The sequence below is a fragment of the Bradyrhizobium sp. C-145 genome, from assembly GCF_023375135.1.
Lineage (GTDB): Bacteria > Pseudomonadota > Alphaproteobacteria > Rhizobiales > Xanthobacteraceae > Bradyrhizobium > Bradyrhizobium zhanjiangense.
This window is the reverse complement of record NZ_CP088150.1, coordinates 1,458,031-1,471,082: the sequence shown is the minus strand read 5'-3', so window position 1 is coordinate 1,471,082 and position 13,052 is coordinate 1,458,031. Positions and strand designations below refer to the sequence as shown.

The window sequence follows — 13,052 nt, the reverse complement described above, 5'->3', positions numbered from 1 at the left end:
GCCCTACAATAAGATGCGGCGATTTAAGACGTCCGGTGGAGACCGATACAAAGCCCCGTTGCCGCTAGACCCGCAGATATTCCTTGAAACGGCACGCGGATTGCTGGGTCGGGATCAACTAGTTGCCGCGAAGGAAGCGGTTGCGGCGGAGCCGGAGTTCCAATGAGGCTTATCCGATTCATCCTGATCGATCTGGCTTTGATGCTGCTCGCACCCGAGAATGCAGAGTCCATGACTATGGCGACCGGCGCAAACTTCAAATCGGCTACCAAAGCTGGGGGATCCTTGATGCGGATTTCCGGCTCCGAACCAGTATTCAGCGCTGGCGTGAGCCGACATCTTTACCGCCAAACCTCTCAAGCCGCGCCATTTGGACATTCAGCAGAAGCCCTCGGCTCGGCCAAGCAGGATGAGAACCTCGCGCTGCTGGAAAGGCGCTTTGCCTCTCATTGGCAAGCGCACCGGGCAGCGTGCGATTGTCACGATGCTCGCGACGCCGAGATGCTCAACAAGCCTCTGGTCTTAACACCGATCTGCAGTCCGCCGCCACACCTTATGCCCTCACGCGAGCAGAGACGCGGTGCTAGAGCCGCACAGACTGGACTGTCGGAAGCATGGCGATCATCTCCATTGCAGCAATTGTGCTCGTGACTTGGATGGGAAGATACAGCACAGGCGCAGGTTCATGAGAGAAGCAAAAAGGGGCTATATCGAGGTTGCCTTCAACGGCTCTCTCGCAAACATTCCGCTAGATGCGCAATTCAGCCTACCAGCCAAAGGCGTCACAGCGATTTTTGGTCCGCCCGGGTGCGGCAAGACCACACTCGCGCGCTGCATCGCTGGCGTGCAGCGTCTGCCGACCGGATTTTGTGCGGTCGATGGAGAGATTTGGCAGGATGAGACGACGTTTCGACCGCCTCATCTGCGTCCCATCGCATATGTATTCCAGCTACCAATTCTTCTTTCTCATTGGTCTGTACGGCGCACCCTTCTATACAAGGCGTCAAAATCGAGACCGACACTGATCGATTTTGATGGTGTGGTCGAATTGCTCGCCTTGGCGCCACTGCTCGAGCGTTCGCCATCACATCTTTCCGCGGCCGAGCGACAGCGACTTGCCCTTGGCAGCGCGCTGTTAGGCCAGCCTCGGCTACTTTTGCTGGACGATCCACTCATTGTGCTCGACCGCTCCGCCAAATGCGAATTCCTGCCATTTCTTGAGCGCATGCGGGAAAAGCTCCCATTGCCGATGATCTACATCAGCCATGACATCGCTGATATCGAGCGTTTTGCCGATCATCTTGTCGTGATGAAAGATGGCGTCGTGACTGCGGCCGGGCCGCTCAATGTCGTTCAGAGCGATCCGGCGTTTGCCAGGCGCGGCGAAGCGGCAGTCTGTCTTGATACCGTGGTCGGCGGCTATGACGGACGCTATGGGCTGATCATGCTCCGCCTCAAGGGGGCGCGCCTTCTGATACCTGGAGTGCCGCTTAGACCGGGCGCGCAGCTGCGGCTGCGCGTCGCAGCCGGCGACGTCAGCATTGCGTGCGAGCCCCCGCGTGCAAGCTCTATTCTCAACGTATTTCCGGCACGGATCAAAGCCTCTCTCCCGTTCGACGAGGCTGAGGTCACCTTAGTTCTGACTCTTGAAACTGGCCGCTCTGGCGTGCCGCTTTTGGCGCGCATCACGCGCCGCTCCTTTGATGCGCTACGGCTCAGCAATGGAGCGGACGTATTCGCGCAGGTCGGGCGCGCCGTTCCGCTCGCGACGGCCGAGCGGCTGCTTGCACGCCTGCCACATCCGCATGAGAACGTTCGACAGCTATGCCCCGATACGAGAAACACATCAACAGGATCTCGGCCGTGATCGATAATCTGGATGAGATAGATCCGAATAGTCTGGGGCCAATTCTCTACCGTCCAAAAGACGATGTCGATACGCTACTGGCCGATTTCGCTCAGGATATCGCGCAGCAAGGCGTACGCATCGGAGGCATCGTGCAGCGACACTCGAGGCGCGCAAATGGCACGCACGTCATGCTCGCAAACGACGTTGCGACGGGACAAGAGATCTCGATTTCCCAGCCACTCGGCAGCGGAGCTATGTCCTGTAATCTCGATACAAATGGGCTCGCCGAGGCCGCAGCTGTCGTTTCCCAGGCACTTCGCAAAAAGATCGATCTCCTCGTGATCAACAAATTCGCCAAACAAGAAGCAGCGGGCCGGGGCCTGCGCGCCGAATTCGTTGACGCGATCACCCGAGGCGACCAGTCCTGACAGCCGTTCCGAAGAAATGCCTTGCCGACTGGCGAACCTTCACTGCGGGCGTTGGCACGCTGCTGCCTTGTGATCGCCAATTCTTGGAGCAGTGGTGGTTCGATATCTCAACGCGCGTGGCGCGCAGCGGGGCCTTCAGCCCCAGCTGCGGTTATTTGGGGACGACGATACCGGACCGCTTGATGCGGACAGTGAGACTGTCGAGCACGTCGGCTCCGAAAGGCTCCATACCACTCTCCCTGGTTGACGTAACTCTTCATAGCTGCCCCAAAGTCACGCTCCGGTGCACCGACCACAGAGACTCCAGCTTCAAAAAGCTGGCCTACGAGATCAACACCTGAACAAAAGAGACCCCATCTCACGCCGCCCGAGCTCGTGCATTACTCACACCTGCCCAACCTTCCCTGCTGCAGCAGAGCGCGCGCTCCTGATTGGCCTCGCTAAAACTGAAAAGCAGTCCAAGAGAAACGAAAACCAAATACTTGCCTCATCCGAAGAGCAACGGCGTTCGCGTAGTACTCCGGGCAAGGGCGCATGCTGCACATCGGGATCGATTTGGGCTGATCCATTGCCGTTGGAAGACCTACCGGGATTTGATACTTGCAAGTGTAAGTTCTGCTTCGCATTCAATTCTTCACGCCAATGCCTTCACATCCGCGACAAACCGGGTAGTGCCTGCACAGCCACATACCCAATGCACCTAAGATCTTGAGACATTGAGGTCTCTCTCCTTGTGATCATGAAGCTTCAGAGGGATCGCCGCATGTATGATCCAAACTGTACAAACTGACGCTACGTAGAGTTCAACCCCCATCACGGCCGACGGCGAGCCTGGTTGGCTTTCAACGCGTTTCAGGATCCGTCAAATCCTCGAGCTTGGTGATCTACCGCCGCTTCAAGCGCCTCAATGCGCGAGGCGCCGCAGCCTATGATTACTCGCATCTTGTTTGGCAACGGCGAGCATCTGCGGCCTTATGAGCGCCATCTGTTGTCGCAGCGATACAGCCGCTCTTGTTCGCGCCAGATTCCACAGAACCTCGCGGCTTCGTCAGGTTCAGTATTTTCATTAGATCTCGGCAGACCGACAGTCGCGACTCATGCGGCACATTGCGAGATGAGGCAGTTTGCTCTCAAGGACGCAGAACGGGCTTTGACCAGACGCTTGCAGGCGAACATCTCAGGCGGTCGCGCAAAGCAAGGCTGTTCTCATGAGAACTGTATGCGCTGCCTACGACTGTCAACCACTTGAAGCCTTGGCAAGGAAGCGCTTGGCTACAGATTTTTAGAACTCAGCGCTGATCGACGCTCCAAACGCGCGCGCATGCCTGTACCAAAGCCGCTGGAATGTACTCCTGAGAACGTATGGCATATAGTTTGCTTCAACAGTGAAGTCACGATCTACACAAAAGCAAATTTGTGAGGACAGCATGCTCGGAATTGGAAGTCAGTTGCCGCCGTTCGAAATCACAGGCGTGAAGCCGGGTTTTCAAACGCAGGAAGAAGAAGGACAGAGTGCATTCGAGACGCTGACCGAAACGAGCTTTCCAGAAAAATGGAAGATCATCTTCTTCTACCCGAAGGATTTTACCTTCGTCTGCCCGACAGAGATCGCTGAGTTTTCCCGGCTTTCGAAGGATTTCGCCGACCGCGATGCGGTTGTACTGGGTGGTTCGACTGACAACGAGTTCTGCAAGCTCGCTTGGCGGCGCTCACATGCCGACCTGCACAATCTATCAATATGGCAGTTTGCCGACACAAAGGGAACGCTCGTCGATGGTCTTGGGGTGCGTTCACCCGAAGGGGTTGCCTATCGTTACACCTTTATTGTCGACCCCAAAAACACGATCCAGCACGTCTATGCGACCAATCTCAGTGTTGGGCGCAGTCCTAAGGACACGCTCCGCGTTCTGGACGCGCTGCAAACCGACGAGCTCTGTCCCTGCAACCGCGAAATCGGCGGCGAAACATTGAAAGTTGCTTGAGGCATGTCGTCGATCGAACAAATAAGCGACAGGATTCCCGATTTCGCGAAGGATGTCAGGCTTAACTTGACCTCCTTGGTGGCCGATGAGACGCTTTCGCCGCAACGAAAATACGGGCTGCTGCTGGCGAGCGCGATTGCCACCCGCAATGCAGCCCTCATTGCCGCGATCGAAGCGGCTGCGTCCGCCGTGATGACGTCTGTGGCGATCGCCGCAGCGAAAGCCGCTGCCTCCGTGATGGCAATGAACAACGTCTACTACCGCTTCGCTCACCTTGTTTCCAACCCGGAATACAAGACGATGCCGCCACGGCTGCGTATGAACGTGATCGGCAATCCCGGCGTGGACAAGTCCGATTTCGAGCTGTGGTCGCTTGCGGTCTCCGCCATAAACGGCTGTGGTGCCTGCATCGACGCCCATGAGAAGACACTGAGAGCCGCGGGCGTCGATTCCGCAGCGATCCAGACCGCCGTGCGCTTTGCCGCGATCATGCAGTCAGTGGCGACCGCAATCGAGGTCGCTGGGCCCAACCCCTCTCAGGCGAGGGGCTGATCCTTCCTCTGTCATCCGATCGACGGCGTTGTGGCGCCACTCAGTGACGCCACAACCAGTCCTTCGCGGCTTCCAAACGAGCGCGACATCTGCAAGTCATGTCTTGCGCAGCGTCCCCATGAAGAGTGTCTTGCTCGAACGCCAGGCGCCGTGCAAGCGGCGCGGAATGCGCCACAGACACGGTGAGATCCTGTCGCCTAACTCGGTCGCACCACTGCCCTTCGTCCCACCATCACCCAAACTTGAACAGCACTCCATATCCGCCGCGCGGATGGCTCCATTGGATGTCGCCGGTGGGCTCGGCGATCACGCGGCAGGTACCGCACTCGATGCAGCCGTCAACTGTTATCTCGACCTGGCCGTCGTCGTTGAGCTCGTAGCATCGCGCGGGGCAGGCTTTCAAAAGTGCAAGTAGCTGCGGCGATGGCGTCGTGTGGGCACGGACCTTGACGTGAGGGTGACCGACGTCGACAAGATAGCGGTTGTAATACAGCTTATCTTCGACGCGCAGTGGGGGTTCGACATTCATGCTTTGACCTTCCATTGTTGGACTTCACACTGTTGCGGTCAGCGCCAGGCCCGGGCAAAACGACAAGCATCGCCGAACAGACCTGTCCATGACCGCGCCTTGACAAAGGATTTCAAGGTCGCCTTCTCCTTCTCAGCCTTGGGCGTACCATCGACGCGCACAAAGTTTTGCATCGCCTTGGAGATGAGCTGCGGATAGGTGAGAAAGAAGTTTTGTGAGTGGGTATGCATCAGGGGCGGAAAATCCTTGTACTTCTTTAGATCTTTGATGACGAAGGAATCGTCCAGCATCTTCTTGTAGATCGACAGATTTGTTGCACTCATCGGCTCGCCGCGCGATTTCACCAGACCTATCGCTTCGGCGGCGATGCGGCCGGAAGTCATCGCGAGATTGGAGCCCTCACGATGAATGGCATTGTTGAGTTGGGCCGCATCGCCCACGACGACCCAGCCTTCCCCATAAAGCTGCGGGATCGACTTGTAACCGCCTTCAGGAATGAGATGCGCCGAATATTCCTTGACCTCGGACCCTGCTATCAGGGGCGCCACAGAGGGATGCCTCTTGAATTGATCGAGCAGGCCGTAGGGCGTCTGGCCCGTGCGCTGGAAGTCGGCGACGAGACAACCGATGCCGAGCGAGATGCACTCTTTGTTGGCATAGATGAAACCCATTCCGGTCATGCCGCGGGAAATGGTACCGGCCGCCTCGATCACGACGCCTTCATCGCCCTTGAGATTGAAGCGCGCCTCGATAGTCTCGCGAGGCAAGAAGTGCATTTCCTTCACCGCGAGCGCAACATTATCGGGTGTCGGGCGCGCGCGCAGGCCCGCGCGCGTCCCGAGCAGGCCATTGACCCCTTCGGCCAGCACGACGACATCGGCGTGTATTTCGCCGTCTCGGCGATCTGTACGAACACCGACGATCCTTTCACGCTCGTCCCGTGCGAGCTCGGTGACGGTCGTCTCGCACAGCACGGTCGCGCCAGCCTCCCGCACCTTGGAAGAGAACCATTTGTCAAATTGGGCGCGTATAATCGTGTAGCGGTTCGGCCGTTCCTCGTTGAAGTCCTCCGAGCGGTAATGCATGCCGACATGGGAGCGATCGTCCATCATCCAAAACCGCTGCTCGATCAGGTGACGTTCGAGCGGCGCCTCCTCTCGAAACTCGGGGACCAGCTTTTCCATCATGTCGGCGTAGAGGATGGCGCCCTGCACATTCTTCGATCCGGGATATTCGCCGCGCTCGAGCTGCAGCACCTTCATGCCGCGTTTGGCCATGGTCAATGCCGCCGCGTTGCCGGCCATACCGGCTCCGACCACGATCGCATCGAATCTCTCTTCAATCATCATCATCTCCTCTAGACCGCGATACGGGCGCGCGAATTCGGCAAAAGCCGGGCGCGAAATGCGGCCGTCAGCGCCGGTAGCAATTGCATGGCGTCACTGACGATCGCGAGATGGGCGAAGTCGAAGATCGGAGCGTTCTTGTCAGTATTGACGGCGACGATCAGATCCGCGCCCTCCACGCCAACCCGGTGCTGGATCGCGCCGGAAATGCCGGCGGCAATATAGAGCTTCGGCCGGATGGTTTTGCCCGTCTGGCCGATTTGCCGGTCAGACGTAACCCACCCTTTTTGCACGAGAGGACGCGAGCAGCCATATTCAGCGCCAAGCAGAGTTGCGAGCTCGCGCACCAACCGAAAGTTCTCAGGCGATCCCAATCCTAGGCCGCCCGCAACCACGACATCGGCATAGGCCAGATTGGACGTTTCTGCATCGCGGTCGGGGAGGAACGACAATACTTTTGTGACAATATCGTCTTCGACCAGGCCGAGCGGATGGACGATGATACGAGCGGCATCGCGTACGACGCGCTCAGGCATCGGCATGACCCGCGGGCGGACGGTTGCCATCTGCGGACGATAATTCAAGGTATAGATCGTGCAGAGCAGCGAGCCACCAAAGGTCGGACGCGTCGCCGCAAGAGAACCATCGGCGTCGACCTCCAGCGCGGTGCAGTCGGCAGTGAGCCCCGTCGACAGGGTCGTCGCCACGGAACCTGCGAGATCGCGACCGAGCGTCGTCGCCCCCAACAGTAGGATCTCGGGCTTGTAGGTGTTGACGAGTTCGGTTAGCGCTTTGGTATAGGATTCGTTGCGGTAATCCGACAAAACATTGTCGCTCACGAGATAGGCCAGATCGGCGCCATAGCAAAAGGCGTCAAGCGCGGCGTTACGTGTATGCTGCCCCTCCGGACCGATAACGACAGCGGCAAGATTCACCTTTAGCCTGTCTGCAAGCCTGCGCCCCGCACCCATGAGCTCCCAGGAAACCGGATGAACCTGGCCACGCTCCAGCTCGACGAAGACCCAGACGTGCTTGTACGCCTTAAAGTGCTCCGGCAGTTCTTTTTTGGCTGCTGCGCGGCCGGCCGCCGCCGGCATGGCCGTTCTGGTGACATTGCTCATACTCTAAAGTCCCCTCAAGGATAGGCGCGCCCGCGCCACAGGTTGCTTTTTAGCTTCGTTAACTGAAGATCACTTTTGGTCAGCAAGTGGCCGGCTGCTCTGCCCCGTCTGCTTGGTCGGACCGGCCGCGCACCAAGACCGCCGTCGCGATAGACGTACCGGTCCGGCCGGATTTGGAGAGGCTTCCAGACTTAACCATTGCGCGCCGGGTTCGACGAGCGCCACCGCGGCGGCTAGGGCGCCGCGGTGATTCTGGCCGCTCGCTTCCATTCCTGAGTTGGCGAGTCCGTTCGCTGCGCAATACCTGCGCCTCACTTTCGGCCCAGCGGCTCCGCGGACTGTGAGACGAGGGCGATCCTGGCAGCGCACCTGTCACGCAATCCATGCCGAGCCTCCAGCGCGGACAGCCCGTATGGGCCGACGCTGGCCCTCTTCCTGCCGCATGTTGCTATCCGCGATGAGATGGATACAAATCTGAGCAGAACCGGGAGCCGGTTTGATGCGGACGACGCTGTGCATACTCTCTCCAGGCGTAGCGCGAACGGGTGACTTATCCATTGACCACCATCTCACCGTCCATACGGAGCCTCGATCGCGTCAAAGACCGTTTCGAACGGACCTGGCGCGATCGTAGGCCACGAGATGACGGCGCAGGGCGGCAGGCAACTAAAAGCAGCATCATGGGTCTTCCTTCAATCTCATCTCGGACGACTACCATCTGTCGGCGTCGATGATCGGATCGGCAGGACAACAGCAAGTGTCGTACCAGTTGCAAAAACCGTTGAAAGTCAGTCGAAAGTAATGGTTTGGCAGACCCTTGAAATATCCGCTGATACCGTGGACACCCGACCAGTCCAGACATGGGTCGGAAATACGACAGCCGCCGCTCGGGTGATGGCTGCAGAGAGTTGACCCGGATAAAGAAGGCCGCACATCGGGTTGCCCGCACCCCGTCGGGCACACCTTGCTTGCAGTGGAACGCTAGATCACTTCAGCTCGCTCAACGGGACAAAGGCCGCCGCCTTCTTAGGGTCCGCGACGGCATCCTTCAACACCTTGAACACTCGCTGGTCGATCGGTGACGATGCCACGAAATCGGCATAGGCCTGCTCCAGCATCGCCTTGCACCGAGCTCTGATTTCCGGCTCTGCGGCACCAGCAAATTGCTCTTTGGCAAAATATTGTCCCATGCGCTTTAAGATGTGAAGGCGCGCGACATTCACGATTTTAGGGTCGTAATCGACGCCAAGCAGCGAAAAAAACTCCTCTGCCGACGAGGCCTTGCTGAGCCGATCCAGGATACCGGCTGCCGGGGATGAGTTGATCATGGAAAATTCTCCTTCGGATTAGCTCTGAACGGTAAATGAGATGGGTGGCCCCTATTGACTGCTGCTGTCCCGCCTCGCACAGCTGGTGCGCATCGCCAAAGCCTGACTCCGGAAAGCGTGCCCTCAACTTCGCTGCCCAGATCAGCAGGTCCGCCGGTGACGACGTCAGTCCCGATGACGATTTGGGATCAATGGCCAAACCACGATCGAGGACGCTCGTCAGGCCGGTCGCTGGACCGGAAATCAGCCGCGCGAGAAGACGCCGATTGGCAGTCCGGGAACGGCTCGCCATTGGGTAGGAGATCACAGCATGTATGGTGGAACGGGAAGTAAGATCTGGAGGAGAGATCGCGTCAGGGGATCTGGCGTGCGAAAGCTGGACGCCGTTCGCGCCCATCAGCGACATCGGACGCCGTCCTTGCGGCGCGTCTGTTTGCGAATGGTCGACGCAAGCGCTGCTGGACACGGCGTTTCACGCGGGGTGGTTTGCCAGGCATCCGCACACGTCGCGCCAGATCGCGGCAACGGTTTCGCGCTCGACCGGCCGCTTGTGCTCGATGGCATATTTGCGGACTTGCGACAGAATCTGTCTGGCTTGATCGGCGCTGGCGACGAGCTGCAGTTCATCGAGTAACGCGGTGATCGCCCCAAGTCCGGAATGCTTGCCGATCACAAACCGGTTGCAGCGGCCAAGCAAAACGGGATCAAGCGATTGATAGGTGCGTTGATCCTTCAAAAGGCCATCGACATGAATGCCGGATTCGTGCGTAAATACATGCTCTCCGACGATGGCCTTGTTCATAGGAATCGCACGTGCGGCCGCCGCTGCTACCACCGCGGCGACGTTCTCGAGCTCCGGGAGTATGATGCCGGTCTCGCGCCCGTAGAGCTGCTTGAGTGCGACCGCGATTTCCTCGAGCGGGGCATTTCCGGCCCGCTCGCCAAGCCCGATGACGGTCACTGAGGCGTGGCTCACGCCAGCCTTGATAGCGGAGAGCGTGTTGGCGGTGGCGAGTCCGAGATCATCGTGACCGTGAAACTCGAGTTCGAGATCGGTGGTCGCACGCAAATTCCTGACCAGCGCGTAGGTTGCGTCGGGATCGAGCACACTGAGCGTATCTGCAATACGAAAGCGACGCGCGCCCGCGGCTTTTGCAGTTGCCATCAGTCCGATGAGAAAATCGATGTCGGCGCGGGAGGAGTCCTCACCACCGACGGCGACCTCAAGTCCGCGCGCACAGGCATAGCCTACCACTCGCTTCACCCGTTCCAACGCCAGGTCGCGATAACCACCTAGCTTGGCCGCGATCTGGACATCGGAGGTCGGGATCGACATATTGATCATGGACACCTTTGCTTCGATCGCCGCGTCGACATCCGATTCCCGCATCCGGCACCAGCCTATGGTGGTCAGCGGAAGATCTGCTTCGACAATGGCGCGAATGGCGGCGATCTCCTCGTTGCCCATCGCCGGCGTTCCCGCCTCGATCTCCGTGACTCCGGCCCGCGCCAGCGCCTGCGCGATCGCCAGCTTTTCCTCTGTGGTGAACGCAACGCCAGGTGCCTGCTCGCCGTCGCGTAATGTCGTGTCGTTGAGCACGGTGGGCTTGGCGCGCACCTGGTCGGACCAAGACGATTTGGCGGCGGTGCTGGCGGCAATCACGCGATAGCTCCTCATTGTTTGACCTACCTAAGCTTCAGCAACCAGCATGCCAGCCCGTCGTCCCAGGCAACCCACTGACGAAGCTAACGCTTCCGTCCTCGACCTTCTTCAGCAAATGGATTGTCGCAAATGCGACAGGCTCATGAAGCGGACGCCTTGCCTGGTGCCCCGCCGAGTTCGAACGTTAATGCAATTGCGGCGCGCAGGATGTGAGAATTGTCGCGGAGCTTGAGCCCGCCGCCGCCTTGGACACATGGTCACTCGCTCGAAACGCGTCAGCCGCGCCCTCAACCTTCCGCGCGGCTTACCAAATCCGGCGAGGCTTTCTCCGATGATCGTGCGATCGCGAACCCTCGTGGCAGTTCAGATGGCCAGTCGCCGGCAACGACTGGCCGAGCCGCCTGCAACAGCAAATCGCGCCGGCGCTCGGCCATCCGGCTCTCACCGCTTTCTTCGCCGAAGCAGAGGTTGAAGTCGACACATTGCGTGCACACGGGTGTTGTGCACATCACGAGGCCTTCATCCTCGCAAAGCATGCGGTAGAAGAAGCGCTTCCAGCGCATATTGTTGACATTGCGCACGGCGAGCGGCGCGAAATGGCGGCTCAGCAGCCGAGAGAGTTCGCCACGATTGCGCAAGCCGAGAGCTTCCCATAGATGGTCTGGCTCAATGGCGCGGCGCGCGATCATCGCAGCCAGCCAGCGGCCGATATCCCCTTCAGTCGAGCGTTGCTTGAGCAAGAAATCGCGCAGCATTGCGATCTCGTCGTCCTCTTCGCACTTGAAAGCCGAGAGCTGCTCCGCGAGCTTGATCTCAAGGGAGGGAAAGTACTGCTCCAGCAAGGCCGCCAGTTCAAGGCCGCACAGGCCGGCCTTCTCGGGAAGGGAGCCACCATCCAATGTGGCAGCCGCCAGGATAGACGCCAAGACATGGCGATCGAAATTGCTGTCAATGGCAATATCGGCATCTGCAGGAGGCACACCGGTGAGCAGGCTGTAGGTTGCAATTCCCCTGTGCATCTGGCTGTTGGCATCAACGGCACAAGCAGCCATCAACGGAAGGAAGTGCGCTTCGGACATAATTTTGCGGGTTTCCACAGTGGTCAGGTTTGCCCCGCCGCATCCTGGTTTTGGTCAGGGTCGATCGTCAGAATGCCGGCCTCCCCGGGATGGGCGGTGAGGGAGACCGGCATCCGTCGCGGCGCCTTCACAAGGCCGCGACTCTCGACCTTTACGAGGCCGCGAGTTCGGCGGCGGTCTTGCCGATGATGGATTCGTCCACGGGCTTCATAATGCCATGCTCCATCAGCATGTCCTCGAGCTCGTCCATGGAGATCGGAGTCGGGATGATGCCTTTGCCGCCATTGTTGTGAACCTTGGTCGCAAGATTGCGATAGTGATCGGCCTGCTTGGAATCGGGTGCATATTCGAGCACCGTCATGCGGCGTAACTCGGCATGCTGCACAACGTTGTCGCGCGGCACGAAGTAGATCAGTTGAGTGCCTAGCTTCTTGGCCAACGCCTCCGCCAGTTCCAGCTCCTTGTCGGTCTGCCGCTCGTTGCAGATCAGACCGCCCAGCCGCACGCCACCAGAGTTCGCGTATTTCAGGATACCCTTGGAAATGTTGTTTGCGGCATACATCGCCATCATTTCACCGGACATCACGATATAGATTTCCTGCGCCTTATTCTCGCGGATTGGCATCGCAAAGCCCCCGCAAACGACGTCGCCAAGCACGTCGTATGAGACATAGTCAATGTTCTCGTAGGCGCCGTTCTCCTCCAGGAAATTGATCGAGGTGATGACGCCGCGCCCGGCGCAGCCGACACCCGGCTCAGGACCACCGGACTCCACGCACCGAATGTCCTTGTAGCCGACCTTCATTACGTCCTCGAGTTCGAGGTCTTCCACGCTGCCAGCGCTCGCTGCAAGGCTCAAAATCGTGTCTTGCGCCTTGGCGTGCAGAATCAGGCGGGTCGAGTCCGCTTTCGGATCGCACCCTACAATCAGAATTTTCTGACCCATCTCGGCCAGCGCCGCCAGCGTGTTCTGCGAAGTGGTCGACTTGCCAATGCCGCCCTTCCCGTAGAACGCGATTTGTCTCAGTGAAGACATGTTGCTCTCCATCAACCGATTTCCCAAAAGTTGCGCGCTTCTTGCGCGCGAGCTTGTTTCTCTCTCAGAAACGGGGGCACACGGGATCAAGGGAAGGAGCGCATCGCTCGCCTTACGCGTCGGCGTGCACTCAGCCCTC

12 protein-coding genes are annotated in these 13,052 nt (G+C 58.9%); 5 read left to right on the top strand and 7 right to left on the bottom strand.

Annotated features, from left to right (window positions below; all coding sequences use genetic code 11):
* Nucleotides 1–162: 162 nt before the first annotated feature.
* The 5 genes from LRP30_RS06985 to LRP30_RS06965 all read left to right on the top strand — a co-directional run bounded on the left by LRP30_RS06985 (nt 163) and on the right by LRP30_RS06965 (nt 4,811).
* Nucleotides 163–651, top strand: coding sequence for a hypothetical protein (locus tag LRP30_RS06985; RefSeq protein ID WP_249759794.1), 489 nt, complete (start codon nt 163–165; stop codon nt 649–651).
* A 34-nt stretch (nt 652–685) separates the two neighbouring features.
* Complete coding sequence (gene modC / locus LRP30_RS06980; RefSeq protein WP_249759793.1) at nt 686–1,867, top strand: molybdenum ABC transporter ATP-binding protein; 1,182 nt, start codon at nt 686–688, stop codon at nt 1,865–1,867.
* Entirely contained in the window at nt 1,864–2,277 is a 414-nt protein-coding gene (locus LRP30_RS06975; protein WP_346016205.1) for a DUF2478 domain-containing protein, read from the top strand. The genes modC and LRP30_RS06975 overlap by 4 nt, the downstream gene beginning before the upstream one ends.
* Before the next feature lie 1,427 nt (nt 2,278–3,704).
* Complete coding sequence (locus tag LRP30_RS06970; RefSeq protein ID WP_249759792.1) at nt 3,705–4,259, top strand: peroxiredoxin; 555 nt, start codon at nt 3,705–3,707, stop codon at nt 4,257–4,259.
* A 3-nt stretch (nt 4,260–4,262) separates the two neighbouring features.
* Nucleotides 4,263–4,811 (top strand): carboxymuconolactone decarboxylase family protein, encoded by a 549-nt coding sequence (locus LRP30_RS06965; protein ID WP_249759791.1) that lies wholly within the window; start codon nt 4,263–4,265, stop codon nt 4,809–4,811.
* A gap of 232 nt (nt 4,812–5,043) precedes the next feature.
* Here the strand turns inward: LRP30_RS06965 and LRP30_RS06960 are convergent, their stop codons facing one another.
* The 7 genes from LRP30_RS06960 to nifH all read right to left on the bottom strand — a co-directional run bounded on the left by LRP30_RS06960 (nt 5,044) and on the right by nifH (nt 12,913).
* Entirely contained in the window at nt 5,044–5,340 is a 297-nt protein-coding gene (locus LRP30_RS06960) for a ferredoxin family protein (RefSeq protein ID WP_249759790.1), read from the bottom strand.
* 38 nt (nt 5,341–5,378) lie between these two features.
* Entirely contained in the window at nt 5,379–6,686 is a 1,308-nt protein-coding gene (locus LRP30_RS06955; protein ID WP_249759789.1) for an FAD-dependent oxidoreductase, read from the bottom strand.
* A gap of 11 nt (nt 6,687–6,697) precedes the next feature.
* Nucleotides 6,698–7,807, bottom strand: a complete 1,110-nt coding sequence (locus LRP30_RS06950; RefSeq protein WP_018319594.1) for an electron transfer flavoprotein subunit alpha/FixB family protein — start codon at nt 7,805–7,807, stop codon at nt 6,698–6,700.
* 986 nt (nt 7,808–8,793) lie between these two features.
* Nucleotides 8,794–9,135, bottom strand: coding sequence for a nitrogenase stabilizing/protective protein NifW (gene nifW / locus LRP30_RS06945; RefSeq protein ID WP_249759788.1), 342 nt, complete (start codon nt 9,133–9,135; stop codon nt 8,794–8,796).
* 472 nt (nt 9,136–9,607) lie between these two features.
* The gene (gene nifV / locus LRP30_RS06940; protein WP_249761712.1) at nt 9,608–10,795 is read right to left on the bottom strand and encodes a homocitrate synthase; all 1,188 of its coding nucleotides are present in this window, start codon (nt 10,793–10,795) and stop codon (nt 9,608–9,610) included.
* Nucleotides 10,796–11,085: 290 nt separating this feature from the next.
* Entirely contained in the window at nt 11,086–11,877 is a 792-nt protein-coding gene (locus LRP30_RS06935; protein WP_249759787.1) for a nitrogen fixation protein NifQ, read from the bottom strand.
* A 151-nt stretch (nt 11,878–12,028) separates the two neighbouring features.
* Nucleotides 12,029–12,913, bottom strand: coding sequence for a nitrogenase iron protein (gene nifH, locus LRP30_RS06930; protein WP_027571409.1), 885 nt, complete (start codon nt 12,911–12,913; stop codon nt 12,029–12,031).
* Between the last annotated feature and the right edge of the window lie 139 nt (nt 12,914–13,052).

Bases quoted from the DNA above. Each gene is read 5' to 3' on its own strand.
- LRP30_RS06955 (WP_249759789.1), bottom strand. From the start codon at position 6,686: ATGATTGAAGAGAGATTCGATGCGATCGTGGTCGGAGCCGGTATGGCC.
- nifW (WP_249759788.1), bottom strand. From the start codon at position 9,135: ATGATCAACTCATCCCCGGCAGCCGGTATCCTGGATCGGCTCAGCAAG.
- LRP30_RS06935 (WP_249759787.1), bottom strand. From the start codon at position 11,877: ATGTCCGAAGCGCACTTCCTTCCGTTGATGGCTGCTTGTGCCGTTGAT.
- LRP30_RS06970 (WP_249759792.1), top strand. From the start codon at position 3,705: ATGCTCGGAATTGGAAGTCAGTTGCCGCCGTTCGAAATCACAGGCGTG.
- LRP30_RS06960 (WP_249759790.1), bottom strand. From the start codon at position 5,340: ATGAATGTCGAACCCCCACTGCGCGTCGAAGATAAGCTGTATTACAAC.
- LRP30_RS06985 (WP_249759794.1), top strand. From the start codon at position 163: ATGAGGCTTATCCGATTCATCCTGATCGATCTGGCTTTGATGCTGCTC.
- LRP30_RS06950 (WP_018319594.1), bottom strand. From the start codon at position 7,807: ATGAGCAATGTCACCAGAACGGCCATGCCGGCGGCGGCCGGCCGCGCA.
- nifH (WP_027571409.1), bottom strand. From the start codon at position 12,913: ATGTCTTCACTGAGACAAATCGCGTTCTACGGGAAGGGCGGCATTGGC.
- modC (WP_249759793.1), top strand. From the start codon at position 686: ATGAGAGAAGCAAAAAGGGGCTATATCGAGGTTGCCTTCAACGGCTCT.
- LRP30_RS06965 (WP_249759791.1), top strand. From the start codon at position 4,263: ATGTCGTCGATCGAACAAATAAGCGACAGGATTCCCGATTTCGCGAAG.